This is a genomic window from Neptunomonas sp. (assembly GCF_041601355.1).
Lineage (GTDB): Bacteria > Pseudomonadota > Gammaproteobacteria > Pseudomonadales > Balneatricaceae > Neptunomonas.
In genome coordinates this window covers 1-17880 of sequence record NZ_JBFIIH010000089.1, presented here as the reverse complement: position 1 = coordinate 17880, position 17880 = coordinate 1, and the positions used below count along the sequence as shown (strand labels likewise).

The 17880-nt window shown below is 45.7% G+C and carries 15 protein-coding genes, 4 tRNA genes and 1 pseudogene; 16 read left to right on the top strand and 4 right to left on the bottom strand.

The features are described from left to right. The 3 genes from ABY436_RS13785 to speD all read right to left on the bottom strand — a co-directional run. The coding region (locus ABY436_RS13785; RefSeq protein WP_372739533.1) for a 4Fe-4S binding protein at positions 1–2117 on the bottom strand (2117 nt) is incomplete at its 3' end. A gap of 83 nt (positions 2118–2200) precedes the next feature. Next, positions 2201–3931, bottom strand: coding sequence for a SulP family inorganic anion transporter (locus ABY436_RS13780; protein ID WP_372739532.1), 1731 nt, complete (start codon positions 3929–3931; stop codon positions 2201–2203). A 272-nt stretch (positions 3932–4203) separates the two neighbouring features. Further along, on the bottom strand, positions 4204–5028 hold the full coding sequence (speD, locus tag ABY436_RS13775) for an adenosylmethionine decarboxylase (protein ID WP_372739531.1): 825 nt from the start codon (positions 5026–5028) through the stop codon (positions 4204–4206). 360 nt (positions 5029–5388) lie between these two features. On the opposite strand from speD, the gene ABY436_RS13770 reads away from it, so the two are divergent. The 12 genes and pseudogenes from ABY436_RS13770 to ABY436_RS13715 all read left to right on the top strand — a co-directional run bounded on the left by ABY436_RS13770 (position 5389) and on the right by ABY436_RS13715 (position 16506). After that, on the top strand, positions 5389–6381 hold the full coding sequence (locus ABY436_RS13770; RefSeq protein ID WP_372739530.1) for a permease: 993 nt from the start codon (positions 5389–5391) through the stop codon (positions 6379–6381). Between the two features lie 114 nt (positions 6382–6495). Next, positions 6496–6735, top strand: a complete 240-nt coding sequence (locus tag ABY436_RS13765; RefSeq protein WP_372739529.1) for a thioredoxin family protein — start codon at positions 6496–6498, stop codon at positions 6733–6735. A 69-nt stretch (positions 6736–6804) separates the two neighbouring features. Next, positions 6805–7021 (top strand): annotated as a pseudogene (locus tag ABY436_RS13760) (type I glyceraldehyde-3-phosphate dehydrogenase); the annotation flags it as partial. 181 nt (positions 7022–7202) lie between these two features. Next, positions 7203–8165 carry an arsenosugar biosynthesis radical SAM (seleno)protein ArsS gene (arsS, locus tag ABY436_RS13755; protein WP_372739528.1) on the top strand — a complete coding sequence of 321 codons (963 nt, stop codon included), beginning with the start codon at positions 7203–7205 and terminating at the stop codon, positions 8163–8165. Next, on the top strand, positions 8162–8290 hold the full coding sequence (locus tag ABY436_RS13750; protein WP_372739527.1) for a hypothetical protein: 129 nt from the start codon (positions 8162–8164) through the stop codon (positions 8288–8290). The genes arsS and ABY436_RS13750 overlap by 4 nt, the downstream gene beginning before the upstream one ends. A 46-nt stretch (positions 8291–8336) precedes the next feature. Continuing rightward, positions 8337–10481: an FAD-dependent oxidoreductase gene (locus ABY436_RS13745; protein WP_372739526.1), complete on the top strand. Its 2145-nt coding sequence runs from the start codon at positions 8337–8339 to the stop codon at positions 10479–10481. Next, a complete protein-coding gene (locus ABY436_RS13740) occupies positions 10445–11293 on the top strand; it encodes a sterol desaturase family protein (RefSeq protein WP_372739525.1) in 849 nt (282 codons plus the stop codon). The genes ABY436_RS13745 and ABY436_RS13740 overlap by 37 nt, the downstream gene beginning before the upstream one ends. Continuing rightward, positions 11293–12003 carry a TIGR04283 family arsenosugar biosynthesis glycosyltransferase gene (locus ABY436_RS13735; protein WP_372739524.1) on the top strand — a complete coding sequence of 237 codons (711 nt, stop codon included), beginning with the start codon at positions 11293–11295 and terminating at the stop codon, positions 12001–12003. The genes ABY436_RS13740 and ABY436_RS13735 overlap by 1 nt, the downstream gene beginning before the upstream one ends. After that, positions 12000–12686: a TIGR04282 family arsenosugar biosynthesis glycosyltransferase gene (locus ABY436_RS13730; RefSeq protein WP_372739523.1), complete on the top strand. Its 687-nt coding sequence runs from the start codon at positions 12000–12002 to the stop codon at positions 12684–12686. The genes ABY436_RS13735 and ABY436_RS13730 overlap by 4 nt, the downstream gene beginning before the upstream one ends. Before the next feature lie 207 nt (positions 12687–12893). Beyond that, positions 12894–13979 carry a substrate-binding domain-containing protein gene (locus ABY436_RS13725; protein WP_372739522.1) on the top strand — a complete coding sequence of 362 codons (1086 nt, stop codon included), beginning with the start codon at positions 12894–12896 and terminating at the stop codon, positions 13977–13979. After that, positions 13979–15694 (top strand): sensor histidine kinase, encoded by a 1716-nt coding sequence (locus tag ABY436_RS13720; RefSeq protein ID WP_372739521.1) that lies wholly within the window; start codon positions 13979–13981, stop codon positions 15692–15694. The genes ABY436_RS13725 and ABY436_RS13720 overlap by 1 nt, the downstream gene beginning before the upstream one ends. Positions 15695–16233: 539 nt before the next feature. After that, positions 16234–16506: a hypothetical protein gene (locus ABY436_RS13715; RefSeq protein ID WP_372739520.1), complete on the top strand. Its 273-nt coding sequence runs from the start codon at positions 16234–16236 to the stop codon at positions 16504–16506. A gap of 28 nt (positions 16507–16534) precedes the next feature. On the opposite strand, the gene ABY436_RS13710 is transcribed toward ABY436_RS13715, so the two are convergent. Then, positions 16535–17188: a glutathione S-transferase family protein gene (locus ABY436_RS13710; protein WP_372739519.1), complete on the bottom strand. Its 654-nt coding sequence runs from the start codon at positions 17186–17188 to the stop codon at positions 16535–16537. Positions 17189–17451: 263 nt separating this feature from the next. Between ABY436_RS13710 and ABY436_RS13705 the strand changes: the two genes are divergently transcribed. From ABY436_RS13705 to ABY436_RS13690, 4 genes are all read left to right on the top strand, one after another. Next, a tRNA-Glu gene (locus tag ABY436_RS13705) sits at positions 17452–17527 on the top strand. Positions 17528–17566: 39 nt separating this feature from the next. Then, positions 17567–17642 (top strand) — tRNA-Gly (locus tag ABY436_RS13700). A 51-nt stretch (positions 17643–17693) separates the two neighbouring features. Beyond that, a tRNA-Glu gene (locus tag ABY436_RS13695) sits at positions 17694–17769 on the top strand. A 25-nt stretch (positions 17770–17794) separates the two neighbouring features. Beyond that, positions 17795–17870 (top strand) — tRNA-Gly (locus ABY436_RS13690). Positions 17871–17880: the final 10 nt, after the last annotated feature.

Below are 17880 nucleotides of genomic sequence, written 5' to 3'. Positions count from 1 at the left end.
CGCTTCAATAATTTATCCGCACATTGATCTTCACTGTTCAAAATCACAATACACTCCAGACACTGTACACACTCATTGTAGTCGATGGCGCCATCGCGTTTTATCGCTTTGATTTCACAGCGGTGATGGCAGGTTTGGCAGGGAGTACCGCAGAAGGGGATACGTTTTAACCATTCAAAGCGTCTTAACGCGCCAATGATGGCTAATCCTGCGCCTAATGCACACAGGTAACGGCAGTAGAATTTGTGGATAAACATGCCGCCTACGAGTAGCGCCAGCGCATACAGCACAAATGGCCAGTGCCTGACAAAGACTAACGTGATGCTGGTTTTGAAGGGCTCCACTTCAGCGAGCCTTTCCGCCAGGCTTAATTCATAAAATGACACGGCTATTAGTCCCAGCAGTATCGGGTATTTCAGGTAAATTAATTTTCTGTGCTTATTTTCCGATATGCGAATCTGTTTTATTCCGAGTTTTTTTCCGCACCAGGATGCCATTTCCTGAAGTGCGCCAAAAGGGCATAGCCAGCCGCAGAACAGACCTCGTCCCCAGATAAACAGACTAACGAAAGTGACAATCCAGAGAATGAAAATAACCGGGTCAAGCAGAAATATAGTGAGATCAAAACCGTCTTTTATGGCGTGTAGCAGGGTGAAAATATTTACAACGGATAGTTGCCCCTGTGCGTAATAGCCGGTGAATAACAGTGTAAACCATAGATAAGCCCAGCGAAACTGATGCATACGTAGCGCGTTACGACTGAGTTTATCTTGTTTTATAAAAACGGTTATCAGAATGATGAGTGATATCACTAAGGTAAGAATTTGCGGAATTCGGTCCAGCCAGATTCTTAACCAGAGCGGGGTGGCTGTTTGCTGCTTAACTTCGATGGCTGTCCAGTGTGAATCAGGAAGTTGGTAGTGATCTGTTAACGCGAGTGAGTCGGTAATCAGGTGGTTGCGTGGTAGATTAATATTCAGTTTTATTGCTGTTTCGCCCCCTAAATTAAAATTAGAGATATCTTTGATTCTGAAAATGGAGCTTTCTGAAAACTGCGGTGCATTGTCAGCGACTATGTTTTTCAGTTCGGCCGATGTATTCGTGTCTTTAATTTCAGTATTCAGGCCCCCTTGGCTCATTGATATGCGGGAAGGTACCGTGCCTGGCATGAAATCGTCTGAAATATGGCGATATAGCCCATTGGAAGCAATCCAGATTAAATGATCACCGGCTGGTAGATCCGCCATAAGTCTGGTGTAGGAGGCCTCTCCAAGTAGACTGATGCCGACATCAGGGGCATTTAGGTAAGCGTAATAGAGCTCAGTAAAAGAGTCCGGATCATCATCGCTATCAAACAGATGCATATAATCAGAATATTTACGCCCAAGTGACTGAAAGGCTTCGTCGCCGGAGACTAACCACTGGTGAACCAGTCCTGATGAGAGCAGTGCTGGCCAGTCCATTATTTCGACATCTTTTTCCAGCAGCGCTGATTGCGCTGGAAGCGAAAAGCCTTCCAGTTTGTCACGTGCTACCTGCAGTGCGGTGGACAGTACGACATCATTGACAATCATCACCGAGATAGTTGCTTTGGTGACGCCGTCGAAAAAAACCGCCCCTGCAGATCCGCTACTTGCTTTGTTTTTTTGCGCGCTGGATATGATCACCTGCTGTTTGATCGAGTGCCCTGAGTATTGCGCGACAAACTGATCAAGTGCTTCATTGCCAAGGCCATGTAAAAACACCGGCTCGTGGTGCTCTATTACAATCACTTTACTGAAGGTCCCATCGGCTTGCAGGCCTATGAGTAGCCTGATTGGGCGGCCTGAGAATCCGGCAAGATCGTTGATCTCATCCGAGAGCCATGCATAACCCAGTAGCTGATCTAATTGATATACAGGGTACACCGGAAGGTCTGTTTGCTTGTCGCCTATACGAGTGTTTTTTGGAAAGAGAGCGGTGATGGGTAGCGTATCTTTAGTGTTTTGATTAACAGTATGATTGTCAGTATGAGTGGCGGCATGTGTCAGTTGGACATACACGGTCAGTAACAAAGTAAGAAATACGCTTAATAGTGTGATTAAGTTTTTGTCGTGTACTGATTTATAAAACCGCATCTGCCCCAGCCTTCAGGATCAAGGTATGACAGGATAATGTGAGCCTTTATGCTGTAGTTAACAATGCGCTAAAAGGCGTGTTTTTATACATCTAAAGACGCAGTTTCTGCTGTGTTGCGTAATGCTTCCCACGCATCATATTGACTGAGAAAGACCTGGCCTGTCAGGTCATTCAGAAAATGACTGCGTTTTAATTTATCCATGACAGGACCTTTTACTTCCGAGAGGTGGAAAAGAACCTCGCTGTCTTTAAGGCGAGCATTGATGGCCTCAAGACTTTCTAAAGCTGAGGCGTCAATGAGATTGACGGCAGGGCACATCAGTATCAGGTGTTTTACGGCAGGGTTGAGGGAAACTAATGCATATATCCTGTCTTCCAGATAGCGTGCATTGGCGAAGTAAAGGCTTTCGTCGATACGTAAGGTTAACATATGTTTTTGAGTGTCAACTTCATGCCTGTCTATATTGCGAAAATGCTGCGTTCCGGGGACTTTGCCGACCAGTGCGCTATGCGGTGTGCTGGTTCGGTGCAGATGTAGAAATATGGAGAGGGCTACACCGGCAATAATGCCCAGCTCTACGCCTTGCGTAAGCGTCATTATCAGGGTGACCAACATTGCTGAAAAATCTCTCTTAGAATAGATCCAGGTGCGTTTGAGTGCAGCCAGATCGACGAGTGATAAGACAGCAACGATAATGGTAGCGGCGAGAGTGGCTTTAGGCAGGAAAAAAATGAGGGGTGTCAGAAATAATGTCACTAAGGCAATGCCCGCCGCTGTAAAAGCGCCTGCTGCCGGGGTTTCTGCTCCCGCTTCAAAGTTGACGACGGAGCGAGAAAAGCCGCCGGTAACGGGGAAGCCCCCAGAGAGAGAAGAGGCGATATTGGATGCACCAAGGCCGATTAATTCCTGATCAGGTGAAATTCTCTGACGCCGTTTAGCCGCGAGTGTTTGCGCAACCGATACCGACTCGACAAACCCAACGATACTGATCAGCAAGGCCGAGATGAAGAGTTGTTGCCAGATCTCTGCATCAAGCTGAGGGAGCGTAAGTGAAGGCAGGCCTTGCGGTATATCTCCAATCACCCTGACACCCTGATTTTCTAAATCACCGATCCATGTGGTCAGGATTGTGATTATCACTACCAGTACCGGTCCTGTTTTGCCGATAATGTCGGCAAGTCGTGCTTTTACGCCCATATCCAGTAGGGCGGTTTTAAGGTATGTGCGGCTGCAGAACAGGAAGATGACAGCACTGATACCAATGATAAACGTGGGTATGTTGATATGTTCCAGTTGCTTGCTCAGTCCGAGCAGAATATCTGATAAATTGTGGCCGCTCGTTTCTACGCCGAAGATATGTTTTAACTGGCTGGCGGCAATAATAATAGCGGAGGCGCTAATAAAACCGGATATGACAGGATGACTGAGAAAATTTGCAAACAATCCCAGTCGGAAAAATCCCATCAAGAGCAATATCACACCAGAGATAAAGGCGAGTGTTATTGCCGCGAGCACATAGGCGTCTGTCCCTTGCTGAGCAATATTTCCAACGGCGGCGGCTGTCATTAATGACACGATGGCTACCGGCCCGACGGCCAGCGCGCGGCTGGTGCCAAAAACGGTATAAGCAATCAGAGGTAAAATGCTGGCATATAAGCCGACTTCTGCGGGTAAGCCTGCCAGTAAAGCATAGGCCAGTGATTGCGGTATTAGCATAATGGTAACGATCAGCGCGGCAATCAGGTCGCTGCTGAGCATGTTGAGATCGTAAATTCTCACCCATTCCAGAATCGGGAAATACCGTTTCAGCATGCTGCTGGTCCTTGTGTATGGATGTGGTGTGTGCCTAGTCGCTACAAAAAGGCGTTATTGATAACCCTGAATATATTTCATTATAACCATATATTTATTTGGAATATGATGTTTTCTGGCATTTGGTGCATTTTTTTATGCGAAGCAAGGAGTCGGGAGGATGGTGTTCGGAGTTATTGTCTTTACATAAAAAAGGCCAGTTGTTTTAGCAACTGACCTTTTTGTGTGGTTTTAATATGTGGTTTAATTATGGATTGTGCTCAGTGAGCGCGTCAATGCTTATGATTTTTCATATCCGGCATGTTTCGGCCATAGAAAATCTCGTTCATTTCTTTGAAAAGACGCTCAGACACTTCTTCCGCTTCAGCTTCCGCTAAATTATTACGTGTAGTACCAAATAGATACTGATCCAGATCGTAGTCATTCAGCATCATTTTGGTATGGAAAATATTTTCCTGGTACACATTTACATCCAGCATCTGATATTGGTCACGGATATCCTGAGTGATGAAGTTCTGGATAGAGTTAATATCGTGGTCAATATAGTGTTTCACGCCTTTAATATCACGGGTGAAGCCACGTACACGATAATCAATCGTGACAATATCGGATTCCAGTTTGTGGATCAGATAGTTCAGCGCTTTTAGTGGCGAGATGATGCCGCAGGTAGATACTTCAATATCAGCACGGAATGTGCAAATACCATCATCAGGGTGACTTTCCGGATAAGTATGCACACAGATATGGCTCTTATCTAAATGAGCCACAACAGAATCAGGCAGAAGCGGACCGGGCTGCTCTGTTTTATCAACATCTTCCGGGTCTTTAAGGGGCTCTTCTGCAACCAGGATTGTAACGCTGGCGCCTTGAGGTTCATAATCCTGGCGTGCAATATTGAGGATGTTGGCACCAATGATATCGCAAACCTCACTTAAAATTTCAGTGAGGCGATCAGCATTGTATTGCTCGTCAATGTATTCAATATATTCAGCTTTCTGCTCTGCTGTTTGCGCATAGCAAACATCGTAGATGCAGAAGCTCAGGCTTTTGGTTAGGTTGTTAAACCCTTGTAATGTGATTTTACCGTTCGATGACAACGTCGTAATTCTCCAACCGTTGCAGAGCGCGTAAATAACGCATTGAATGAAATTCAACTCCGTAATAAGAGTGAAAGCGAACTGTATTTTATTCGAGCAGGGCCGAAAGACAAAGAATAATTTTCCTATTAGTGCAATCTTTGAATGAAATACATTGTTTTGGCTGTTAAATGACGAAAAATTCCTCTCTGGTTTAGTTGTTGCATTTATTAACCGAAGAATGGCTTGAGTCAATGTTGAGCGTAGTGGATCAGGTTATGCTAATTAAGTAAATAATTATCGGATCTGTTGACTTCAACCCGGGAGCCCGGGGTGATCGGGTTTACGGGGTATCGTAGTACGAATCTTTGAGGAAACGACATGCTGGAAGTTTTTACCTTATTAGCAAATTGGCTGGTTTATGACCTGTTGGGATTAAGTGCATCGACTAAAATGGGTGATGCGCTGCATTTTTTTGTCGAGGATACCACTAAGATCTTTGCGCTTTTGATCGTGATGATCTATCTGATAGCTTTGCTGCGAGCTTCAATGAATATTGAATCGGTACGTGCCTGGCTGGTGGGCAAAAGCCGCTTTGTTGGTTATGTTATGGGTTCTCTTTTTGGCGCGGTCACTCCTTTTTGTTCTTGCTCCAGTATCCCTCTTTTTCTGGGGTTTACATCGGCGGGTATCCCTGTCGGGATCACCATGTCATTTTTATTGACCTCGCCATTGATTAATGAAGTCGCAATCGTGTTGCTGGGTAGCCTGCTGGGCTGGAAATTTACCTTGATATATATTGCAGTCGGCATCTCTGTTGGCGTTTTTGGTGGTATTTTTCTGGATCTTATTAGAGCAGAAAAAATGCTGCAACCTTTTGCGGCGAAAGCTTACATTGAAGCCAAACAAGCTGACGTTAAGGGCGAACGTCGACGGTTAAATATGGCGGAAAGGCATCAGTTTGCAAAAGATGAGCTGGTCGATATTTTCAGCCGCGTCTGGAAGTGGGTGATTGTAGGTGTTGGTTTGGGAGCGGCGTTACACGGGTTTGTACCGGAAGGGTGGTTTGAACAGCACTTAGGCCAAGGACAATGGTGGTCTGTGCCCGCTGCGGTTGGTTTAGGTATACCCCTGTATTCGAATGCCACCGGTGTTATCCCTGTGATGGAAAGCCTCATTAATAAAGGCTTGCCGGTCGGAACTACATTGGCATTTTGTATGAGTACGGTTGCTGCCAGTTCTCCTGAATTTATTTTGTTAAAGCAGGTGATGCAGTGGAAACTGTTAGCTATTTTATTTTGCTTGTTGCTGTTTGCTTTTACGTTGGTAGGGTGGATTTTTAATGGTGTTGGGTTACTTTTATTATCAGCTTAATTGTATGTCTTTAACCATGGCTTACAAACACGCCTTTTAAACAGGGCTCGTAACACGGCTTTTATAGAAGTCCTTATCAATATATTTTTCAACAAAACCAGAGAGAATAGTCACATGAAAACAATTAAAGTATTGGGTTCTGGCTGCAGTAAATGCGAGAAAACCGCAGAAATTATCACCCGTTTGGCGGCCGAGGCCGGTGTCGAGGTCGTTGTCATGAAAGAGACAGATCCTGCTGCTATTATGGGATATGGCGTGATGAGCACCCCGGCTGTTGTTATCGATGAGCAACTGGTGCACTCCGGGTCTATTCCGCATCGGGCAGAGGTTGAAGCCTGGTTTGCGAGCGCATAATTGAGAGTAAAGTCGAGAGTATAAGTCAGTATAAAAGCGAGCTTAGAAATCAGCGCTATAGGTTTTAAAATGACGCTTAAAGTAGGCATCAATGGTTTTGGGCGTATCGGGCGTTTAGCGTTACGTGCTGCATGGGCGTTGGCAGTATGAAGCACGGGCACAAGGCTATCGTATCTTTGTGGGTGAGAAATCGTTAACCGTGAGCCATAACAAAGCGATTGCGGATACGGACTGGTCGGGTTGCGATATCGTCATCGAAGCGTCCGGGAAGATGAAGACCAAAGCTTATTTCATTTAAATTACCTCAAACAATTTCATTTAATTTCATTTTCGTTTCAGCTTGTTATGTCATGATAGCTATCGCTGTCTTGTAATAGATAACAAATATTTTTTTAAAAAAGTGTAAGGTTTCGGTGTTTCAGTCGACTATATCTAATAACAGCTTACGTCTAACGAAGGATTTTTAAATGCATGACATGTTGCCACACCTGATTCAGACAGATTTTCCCTCCATACAGCGGACTCAATTAGACACGCTACAGGCCAATTTGGGTTATCGCTGCAATCAATCTTGTCTCCATTGTCATGTGGCGGCTAGTCCAAAACGCACCGAAGAGATGGATTGGGCAACGATGCAGTTGATGTTGGATTTCATTGAAAAATTCGGCATCACAACGCTCGATCTGACAGGGGGGGCGCCTGAAATGAATCAGCATTTTAAGCGCTTGGTTATTGCCGCTCGAAAATTGGGCGTAAAGGTTATTGACCGCTGTAATCTTACGATTCTCTGTGAGCCGGGTTATGAAGATTTCGCAGAATTCCTGGCTGAACACGACGTGGAAGTCGTTGCGTCACTGCCTTGCTACCTTGAAGATAATGTTGATGCTCAACGCGGAGACGGTGTTTTTCTGGCGAGTATTGATGGGCTGAAACAACTCAATCAGCTGGGGTACGCACAGGAAGGGAGCGGCAAGGTGCTGAATCTCGTTTATAACCCTCAAGGCCCCGTTTTACCTCCAGAGCAGCAGGCGTTAGAGGCTGATTATAAATATGAATTAAATGCGCGTTATGGCGTACAGTTTTCTAACCTGTTTACATTGGCGAATATGCCGATTCAACGTTTTGGTAGTACCTTAATTTCTAAAAATGCCTTTATTCCTTATATGGAATTGCTGCGCAATTCTTTCAATACGACGACACTGGATAGCCTGATGTGTCGCTCGCTCATTTCAGTTGACTGGCAAGGTTATGTGCATGATTGCGATTTTAATCAGCAACTGAAAATGCCGTTAGGCAGTAGCCGTGATCCTGTTCATTTGGATAGCTTGCTCGAGAACGGCCTGCCGGAAAGTGCTATACGTATCGGTGATCACTGCTATGGCTGTACTGCTGGTCAGGGGTCAAGTTGTGGCGGCGCGCTGAATGCTTGAGCAGACTTATACAGCTACAGCTACAGCTACAGCTACAGCTACAGCTACAGCTACAGCTACAGGCTAAAGCGCCTGGCGTAAAAGAGTACTTCGTCACTCAACAGCAAGTCTCGAACGACTTGTGAATGTTGAGTTTGCCACGTCTTCAAATAATTATATCGGGAGTAACCGATGAAGCGCTTGTTCGTTATATTTTTAATTGTTATTACGTTGCTGATTACCTGGCAGGCAGGTGGTTTTTCGCTATTGACGCTGGAAAACCTTAAATCACAGCAAGCCGCCTTAATAACATGGCGCGATCTACATCCAGTCGGAGCTAGTGTCGCTTTTTTTGTGTTTTATGTACTGGTGACGGCGCTGTCGATTCCCGGCGCCGTGGTCATGACATTAGCCGGTGGTGCACTTTTTGGCTTATTATGGGGCGGTATTCTGATCTCGTTTGCTTCAACCTTAGGCGCTACCCTGGCAATGCTGGCATCGCGTTACCTGATCAGTGACTGGGTACGCCGTAAATTCGGGGCCTCTATTGCACCGATAGATGCAGGCGTTGAAAAGGACGGTTCTTTCTATCTGTTTACTCTACGCCTGATACCTATTTTCCCTTTCTTTATGATCAATTTGTTAATGGGGCTTACACGTATGCCTGCCAAAACATTTTGGTGGGTGAGCCAGTTAGGGATGCTGGCGGGGACTTTGGTTTTCGTTAACGCCGGTACGCAATTGGCTAAAATTGATTCTTTATCGGGTATTTTATCTTTCGAGATTATTGGTGCATTTGCGTTACTCGGAGTTTTTCCCCTGATTGCCCGGAAAATTGTAGAAACGCTAAAGGCCCGCAAGGTGTATAAAGGCTGGAATAAACCGAAAAGATTTGACACTAACCTGATTGTGATTGGTGCCGGTAGTGGTGGTTTGGTGAGTGCCTATATTGCTGCCGCCGTGAAAGCCAAGGTTACCTTGATCGAAAAACATCAGATGGGTGGCGATTGCCTGAATACAGGGTGTGTACCATCTAAAGCATTAATCCGTTCTGCGCGACAAGCATACGAGATGCGACAGGCTGGCCAGTTTGGAATTCAGTCGGTTGAGCCTGACGTCGATTTCCCGGCGGTAATGGCACGCATCAAAAATGTGATTCAACAGATTGAACCACATGACTCGGTCGAGCGTTATACCAACTTGGGTGTGGATGTTATTCAGGGAACGGCCAACATTGTTTCTCCATGGGAAGTGTCAGTCACCCAGGACAATGGTGAGCAGCAAACCTTATCAGCGAAGTCTGTCATCATTGCGACAGGCGCACGCCCGCGTATTCCTGATATTCCAGGATTGGATCAGGTCGATTATCTGACGTCTGACAGTTTGTGGGAGCTTAACGAGCTGCCGAAACGTTTTGTCGTATTAGGCGGCGGGCCTATCGGTTGTGAGTTATCCCAGGCGTTTGCACGGCTCGGGAGTGAGGTGAGCATCGTGCAGCGACCCGCTCACTTGATGCCACGAGAAGATCAGGAAGCGCAAGCGCTGGTAGAGCAACAATTTACAGAGGAAGGCATCGCTCTTTATCTGTCGGGTACCGCCAAAGAAGTGATCGTACGTGACGGGCAGGCTTATCTGTTGGTTGAGCAGGCTGGAGAGGTTATCGAGTTGCCATTTGATAAGTTGCTGCTAGCGCTGGGTCGGGAAGCAAATACCAGCGGTTTCGGTCTCGAAAAATTAGGCATCGAAAGCAGAAAAAATGGAACACTGGACTGTAACGGCTTTATGCAGACTCGTTTTCCTAATGTTTACGTATGCGGTGATGTTACCGGACCTTTTCAGTTTACGCATGTAGCAGCGCATCAGGCGTGGTTCGCAGCGGTTAATGCACTGTTTAGTGGTGTTAAACGCTTTAAGGCAGACTATCGGGTTATCCCGTGGGTGACCTTTACAGACCCTGAAGTAGCACGCGTTGGTGTGAGTGAAAGTGAAGCAAGGTCGCAAGGTTTAGACTATGAAGTAACGCGTTATGGAATTGATGATCTTGATCGTGCTATTGCGGATGGCGATAATCATGGCTTTGTTAAGATTATTACGCTCGCTGGAAAAGATAAAATCCTCGGTGTGACTATTGTCGGTAAGCACAGTGCTGAATTGTTGGCAGAGTTTGTATTGGCGATGAAATATGGCATTGGTTTAAATAAAATACTCGGCACGATTCATACTTACCCGACTTTTTCGGAAGCGAATAAGTATGCCGCCGGAGAGTGGAAGCGGGCACATGTATCGCCAAAAGTGATGCTGTGGCTGGCTCGATTTCATACATGGCGCCGGAGTTAAACGTGCAGGAAGAGGCAACATTTAGACTGATCTTTTTTCTGAGTGCATTTTTGATATGTGCCGGGATTGAATGGTTTCGTCCTAAGCGTGCCTGGCGGGAGTCTCGTCTGACACGTTGGGGTATAAATTTGTCCATAATTCTGATCAATACGCTCATCGTGCGCTTGACGGTGGGCGCGATAGCAGTGAGTGCTGCTGTTTGGGCTCAGCAAGAGCAACTGGGGCTTTTTCATTGGTTGCAGATGCCGCTGGCTATCTCTGCTGTGTTGGGCTTTTTATTACTGGATATGGCAATTTGGGGGCAGCACTGGGTAACCCACAAATTGCCAGTGCTGTGGCGTCTGCATCAGGTGCATCACACGGATCTTGACCTTGATGTTACCTCGGCTTTACGTTTTCATCCGGTAGAAATCCTCTTATCTTTAATCTACAAAGCAGTCATCATTGTCGTATTTGGCATTGATCCTGTGGTCGTTATCGCGTTTGAAGTTGTACTCAATGCGTCAGCCATTTTTACGCATGCCAATATCCGCATACCATCGGGAATAGATAGCGCCCTTCGTTGGATTATCTGTACTCCTGATATGCACCGAATCCATCATTCTGTCTATCAGGAAGAAACGGATAGTAATTATGGTTTTTTTCTGTCGGTGTGGGACCGCCTGTTTTCAACCTATACGGTTGAACCGAAGGATAACCATCAACAGATGCAATTAGGCTTGTCTGAGTATCGACAGCAAGCGAGATTAGGTTTTGTTGCCTTACTTAAGTTGCCTTTGCAAAGGCTTCGTTCTTCTCGTCAGGTGCCCTGATGGCAGCGCTGATCCGCCCCGTTGTCTCTATCATTATTCCCATGCTGGATGAGGCGCGGATTATTGTCGCTAAGTTGCAGGCGCTGCAATACTTACGGCCCCGGTGTGAACTCATTATCGTAGATGGCGGAAGTCGGGATGCTGGTAGGGATCTGGCTCGGGAGTGGGTGGATAAACTTGTGGAATCGCCGGCCGGCCGGGCAAAACAGATGAATGCCGGAGCGCAGGCTTCGTCGGCTGAGTTGTTATTGTTTTTACATATAGATACTGAAGTACCCGCTAACTTGATGAAAATACTACCTATTCAGCGTGACGTATATGATTATTGGGGCCGGTTTGATGTGACGATTGACGGCCAGCACTGGATGTTGCCGATTGTCGCATTTTTTATGAATATGCGTTCTCGCGTTACAGGTATTGCCACCGGTGATCAGGGGATATTTGTTAGCCGCTCACTGTTCGATAAAGTCGGTGGATTCCCCGATCAGCCACTGATGGAAGATATTGAAATTTCCCGGCGCCTTTTAAGCGAAGTACGTCCGATCTGTATCAGGCAAAAAGTTACCACGTCAGGGCGTCGCTGGGAGCAAAAAGGGGCGATCCGAACCATAGTCTTAATGTGGTCACTCAGGTGGGCATATTGGTGCGGTGAGGCGCCTGACAAGCTCGCAGAGCGTTATGGTTATCGTGTCGGGAAACAGGGTAAATGAGTACTGCTTTAATTATTTTTGCTAAGGCTCCTGTTGCGGGCATGGCTAAAACGCGTTTAATCCCGGCACTGGGAGCCGAAGGTGCAGCAAAATTACATGGACTGTTGTTGGAGCATACTATCCAGCGTGCAGTAGCCTCAGCGTGTTTTCCTATCTATCTGTTCACGCCAGAGAATAACGCACACCCCTTAATCGATCATTTGCTCATCAGTTATCCTTTAATTCATCGGGTGCAAAAAGGCGTGGATCTGGGTGAGCGTATGGAGAATGCATTGCTCAGCGTGCTGTCTGAAAACCAAAGCGGCGCGCTATTGATAGGAAGCGATTGTCCGGCAATAGATGCTGATATTTTAGAACGCTGTTGTTTGTCGCTTGAAAGCCACGATGCGGTTTTTATTCCCGCCGCTGATGGCGGTTATACCTTAGTGGGTCTGCAGTTTTATGACTCGGTTCTCTCGACTGGAGCCCCAGTTGAAGCCTCATTCGGTGGTATTTTTGAAAATATTGAATGGGGCAGCGATAGGGTGATGCAGCAGACGCGCTCTCAGCTGCAAGCGCTTTCCTTTCGCTGGCATGAGCCGCTCACTTTATGGGATGTTGACCGTCCCGAAGATCTGGTTAAGCTCTGTCAGCAGTTTCCATACCTGTGTGGCGGTTTATCGCTACGTGCTGACAAGTCTTAAACGCACTTATATATCTGAAATCACGACTTTCTGCTAATCAGTATGGCTTCTGGCAAATACGTATATGGCCGGTGTGCTTTTGGGTAGAGCAGGACTGTTTGGGTATAAAATAAACTATATCACTGCAAAATAATCAAAGTTACACTATAAAATAATGAAAGTTACACTGTTTTTAGTAAACCCTCATTTCTTTTAAAGTGCTTATATATGGATATAAAGATACAGTTTATTGGATTTTTTCACCTGACACATCGCATCAAGTTACTCTTCGTAACCTGCTTATTAAGTATTTCTTACAGTGCCGGGTCAGCTACGCAGGTGGTCAATGACAGTGAGTTTAAAGCTCTCGTTGAGCATGTTTCGCCGTTCCCTGTATTACACCAGAAAAAAGCGATAAGAATAGCGATTGTTTATCCAGGTATCCAGGTCTCGGATTATTGGCAGCGGAGTCTCAGTGCGTTGAGGGGGCGACTGGATGATCTGGGCATAGACTACACGCTGGATATTCGCTTCACTAAGCCTCATGTTGAGCAGGAACGTCAGGAAATTCAGATTATGGAGTTGCTTGAGCGCGATCCGGATTATCTGGTGTACACCATTAACTCTATTCGTCAGCAGCGCATGGTTGAGGCTTTGCTTCATCAAGCAAAACCTAAGATTATTATTCAGAACCTGACTCGCCCGATTGCCGATTGGTACGATGTGCAGCCCTTGATGTATATAGGTTTTGATCATGCCGAAGGTGCTAAAAGGCTAGCTGAGTATTTCAAACAACGTTTTCCACAAGATTCTGAGTACGGTATTGTTTTCTGGGGCAGGGGGGTGCTTAGTGATCAGCGCGGTTTGACATTTGAGCGTGAAATAGGAAGCTACCATCAGTTGAAGATTAGCTATTTTACTGAAGAAAGCAGAGCGAAGGCCAAATTGTCGGTGCTCGCAATGTTAAAGAACTACCCAAATCTTAAATATATTTATGCGAGTGCTACGGATATTGCTTTCGGTGCGTTGGACGCACTCAATGAGCTTGGCCGGTCTGATGTGGCGATCAATGGCTGGGGAGGTGGTCTCGCCGAGCTGGATGCGTTTAAGGATGGGTTGCTGGATGTTGTGTTAATGAGAGTGAATGATCAAAGTGGTATCGCGATGGCAGAAGCCATTCGACTGGATATGCTGGGAAAGTCTGTACCCAAGGTGTATGCGGGTGATTTTCGTTTGCTGACAAAGGACATGGACGAGAGTCTGATCGAGCGCTACATCAAGGAGGCTTTCGTTTATTCCGGGAGCAAACGTTAATGGTTTTGCGCTTCCGTACTCTGACGTTCTTGCTGTTTTTAATGATGCTGTCTGGCTTCCTTTCTGTTTTTGCTTTGAATGCCTACCACTCTACTAATCAGATCTTAAAAAATGAAACATTAGCCTCACTGTCCCAGAGCGCTGCAGCCATTCGCTACGAGTTAAATACTCATTTGCAATTAATTGATCAAGAGTTAAATAGTCTGGTGACATCTGATGCACTGCAGCGAGAGATGGAGCAGCATGCTGAGGTTGCATTGCGACAGTTGATCATGGGGAATGAGCATTCTACATCAATGCATCGGTACCAGTTTATTGTATTAAGCTCGCTGGATAATAGTCAGTGCTATCTGATTAAAAGCCGTTTGGTTAACATAGGTTCGCAGATATGCCAGCAGGTCTACCAAGCATACTCTGAAGAAGCCAGTCAGGAGTGGAACGCTTTTCGTAACGGTGGGCAAGTACTGTTGGCTAAAGACTACTTAGTGACCAATGCTGAACAAAAAGTGATCGGACGGATGATCGGTGGCATAAAATTATCGGGTAACTCTTTGCTGTTGAATCAACTAGTGAACCGTGCAGTGGTTGATCTGAGCAGTGCGCAGCTGATGTTTTCAGGTGTAGCCATTACTGAATATGTTTCATCAAAGACGGCTCCTGTAGAAGAATCTACTCCCTGGTTGGACGGTAATGAGCTAGAAAAATTTACCGATAACCTGAGTCTTTATGGCGACGGTTTGGTAGTAGAGCTATCCGCTTCAGCGCTGAGTATTAACTCATTGGCAAAACAGTTTGTGAAACTACTGGTAAGTGGAGCATTAATTGGCTTATTAGTCAGTGCTGCGGTGGCTGCTTTTTTGTCTGCAGCGCTTGATAAACAACTTCAAAAACTGATGTTGTATATTCGAGACCTTGTTGAAAATGGTAAAGGTTTAGGCTGGCAGCGGGGAGCCATTCAGGAGTTTAACCATATAGGCGAAGAGATAGATCTTATTGTTAATGAATTGTTTGTACGTCGCTTTGAGTTAAAAGGGAGTCATGAGAAGTTGGAGCGGACTCTGCAGGAAAAACGCGCCATTCTGCATCAATTGATCAGGAGCCAGGAGCAGGAAAGGAGTCATCTTGCTCAGGAGCTTCATGACGAGTTGGGGCAGTTGTTGACAGCGGTAAGAGTTGAAACAGTAATGCTTGAGCACAAAATTCCTATGGAGAGTACGGCATTAGAACATAGCGCGAAAATTAAGCAGTTGGTGTCTGATATGTATGCCACTGTTTATGATCGTATTATGTCACTAAGGCCAGTTGAGTTGGATGATGTAGGGTTGAGCCAATCCATACAACAGATCCCTACGTTGAGCAGTTTGCGTCAAATGGGTGTTGCAGTGGCGCTGGCAATTGATGATGTGAGTATGCCTCAGGGAACGGACATTCATCTTTATCGTATCGTGCAGGAAGCGTTAACTAATATTTTGAAGCATGCTTTAGCCACCGAGGTATCCATCTCATTGTATGCGGATGAAGAGGCGATAGTGCTCAGCATCATAGATAATGGACAAGGGCTGGATGCTTCTGATGATAGTGCGCCGGGGCATAAGGGTTATGGGCTACTCGGAATCAAAGAACGCTGTGAATACATAGGGGCGAGGCTGACGATTACATCAGGGGATGATGGGGTTAATTTGCGGGTTGTACTGCCACTCGTTGCTGATGAATAGTTTACGGGTAAGCTAGCGACGCCTGGTTGTTTTTTTAATCTGTGGCAAGGCTGTAAGGTCGTATATCATTTATCATATTTTCCACTATAAGGCTTCTCTAAATGAGCGGCCTTTTTTATAAGTGAAATTCCATATGAAGAAAAGTTATATGTTGATTTCATATTTCTGATGCTGCACAGGCGCATGATGGATTTTTAGTTTCTTATCTCGCAATTGGGTGAGTCCGGTGCGATGGTGGTCGGGGGGGATGCTAGCCGGTGGTAGCGCTGTTGGGGCAGGGTTGGCTGGCGGATCGGCTTTTTCTATAGCATGGATAGCATTGGCCTCTATGTAGGCTGGAGCCGCATTGACTGATGCGTTGGTTGGTCGTTAGTGGAAAACTTCAAAAGAAGAGGCTAAGGTATTAGTTATTCCTGCTCTTACAAGCGCAGGAATAATCTCGTAGAAGTTATCTCGTCTAAAAAACAGATTTAAGTCAGGTTGAATTAAGCGGCCTTGTCTTAGTCTTGAATCATATCATCAAGGAAGATGGAGTGAATATGCGTCAAATACTATTGGTTTTACTGCTGCTTTTGAGCTGTCAGGCATCTGCTTTACGATTGTCAAATGGGCAACTTTTGTCTTCAGGAGATGAACTCTCCAAAGTCTATGAACATTTAGGTAAACCTATCACAAAATATAAAACCAAAACCCGCTGTGGTTCAGGGCGCACTTGCTCGGTAACGCGGTTGGTGTACCGTTTTGACGGCCGCAAGTGGTTCATTGATGTACGTAGCGGCCAGGTTATGAATATCGAATGGACTTACCGGTAATCGGGCTAACAGCAGTGGTTGGCTGGTTTTAGGCCCCTAATAGCTTTCTTAACATTGCTTTTTCCGCTGACAGTATCGGCGCTACAGGCGTTAACTGTGTAAAGTGTTGGTAAAACTGAGAAAGCTTCGGCCATTTTTCTTCACAGATGCTTTCGCCTGCGTGCTCAAAAGAGATCAGTTGACTGGCGATACTGATATCAGCAAGTGTTAGTGTGTTATCGACAAAAAATAAGCCATTTAACTGTGATTCAAGATAATCAAACAGAGGAGGTAGCTTCTTTTCAATGGCGACATTGATCGCTTCTTCATCAGGCTGTTTACCGGCCAGCCGGGATAAAATCCTCTGGCTAAATGCGGTAAAGGTTGTATGTGAGGCGAGTTCATAGTCGGCGTATTTTTCAAACCACTCGCAGCGGGCTTTCAGGAAAAGATTCTCAGGGATCAGCTTTTTTTCTGCAAAAGTTGCATCTAAAAAGTGAGCAATAACAGCTGAATCAGCCAAAGTATGCTCCCCATAAACAAGCGCAGGCACCCTTTTTAGTGGGTTTAATTGCTCGTATCCTTCAGGTGTGGCGTACGGGACAATCATTTTTGATTCGTATTCAACTTCTTTGAATGCGAGTAATAATCTGATTTTGCGAACATAAGGTGAAAGAGGGGCTCCATAGAGTATGGGCTTCATCTGAGAGTTCCTTTAGGAAAAAACGTTACGTGTAGCTTCTATATTAAGGGGGGTTCTTCAGTTTTGGCCAGATATCTCTTCATTGGAGTGTGTTGATTTCAGGTCTGACTCATAGCTGATTATTTCCTTAAGTGTTGAAGACAAGTGGGGATAATGAAGTAATTGATTTTATAGGAAATCTATTTTCAAAAAATGCTTGACGAAATTCAGTCACGGGAATAAGATACGCCCCGCATTTGAGGTAAAGCTTTGAGTGTTGTAGCGTCCCATTCGTCTAGTGGTCCAGGACACCGCCCTTTCACGGCGGTAACAGGGGTTCGAACCCCCTATGGGACGCCAATTATTTTAGCCGCTATGATAAGCTGCTGAAATAATGTTGCGGGAATAGCTCAGTTGGTAGAGCACGACCTTGCCAAGGTCGGGGTCGCGAGTTCGAATCTCGTTTCCCGCTCCATATTTTCAAGTAAAAAGTTAACAGTACTTTTTCTTAAAGTGCTTAAGATATGTCCCATTCGTCTAGTGGTCCAGGACACCGCCCTTTCACGGCGGTAACAGGGGTTCGAACCCCCTATGGGACGCCACCAACTTTCTTAACAGAAAGCATCAGCGGGAATAGCTCAGTTGGTAGAGCACGACCTTGCCAAGGTCGGGGTCGCGAGTTCGAATCTCGTTTCCCGCTCCAAAATTTCAAT

Coding starts and splice junctions, on each gene's coding strand:
- ABY436_RS13715 (WP_372739520.1), top strand. CDS start 16,234: ATGCGTCAAATACTATTGGTTTTACTGCTGCTTTTGAGCTGTCAGGCA.
- ABY436_RS13725 (WP_372739522.1), top strand. CDS start 12,894: ATGGATATAAAGATACAGTTTATTGGATTTTTTCACCTGACACATCGC.
- ABY436_RS13745 (WP_372739526.1), top strand. CDS start 8,337: ATGAAGCGCTTGTTCGTTATATTTTTAATTGTTATTACGTTGCTGATT.
- ABY436_RS13720 (WP_372739521.1), top strand. CDS start 13,979: ATGGTTTTGCGCTTCCGTACTCTGACGTTCTTGCTGTTTTTAATGATG.
- ABY436_RS13770 (WP_372739530.1), top strand. CDS start 5,389: ATGCTGGAAGTTTTTACCTTATTAGCAAATTGGCTGGTTTATGACCTG.
- ABY436_RS13710 (WP_372739519.1), bottom strand. CDS start 17,188: ATGAAGCCCATACTCTATGGAGCCCCTCTTTCACCTTATGTTCGCAAA.
- ABY436_RS13780 (WP_372739532.1), bottom strand. CDS start 3,931: ATGCTGAAACGGTATTTCCCGATTCTGGAATGGGTGAGAATTTACGAT.
- ABY436_RS13765 (WP_372739529.1), top strand. CDS start 6,496: ATGAAAACAATTAAAGTATTGGGTTCTGGCTGCAGTAAATGCGAGAAA.
- ABY436_RS13730 (WP_372739523.1), top strand. CDS start 12,000: ATGAGTACTGCTTTAATTATTTTTGCTAAGGCTCCTGTTGCGGGCATG.
- arsS (WP_372739528.1), top strand. CDS start 7,203: ATGCATGACATGTTGCCACACCTGATTCAGACAGATTTTCCCTCCATA.
- ABY436_RS13735 (WP_372739524.1), top strand. CDS start 11,293: ATGGCAGCGCTGATCCGCCCCGTTGTCTCTATCATTATTCCCATGCTG.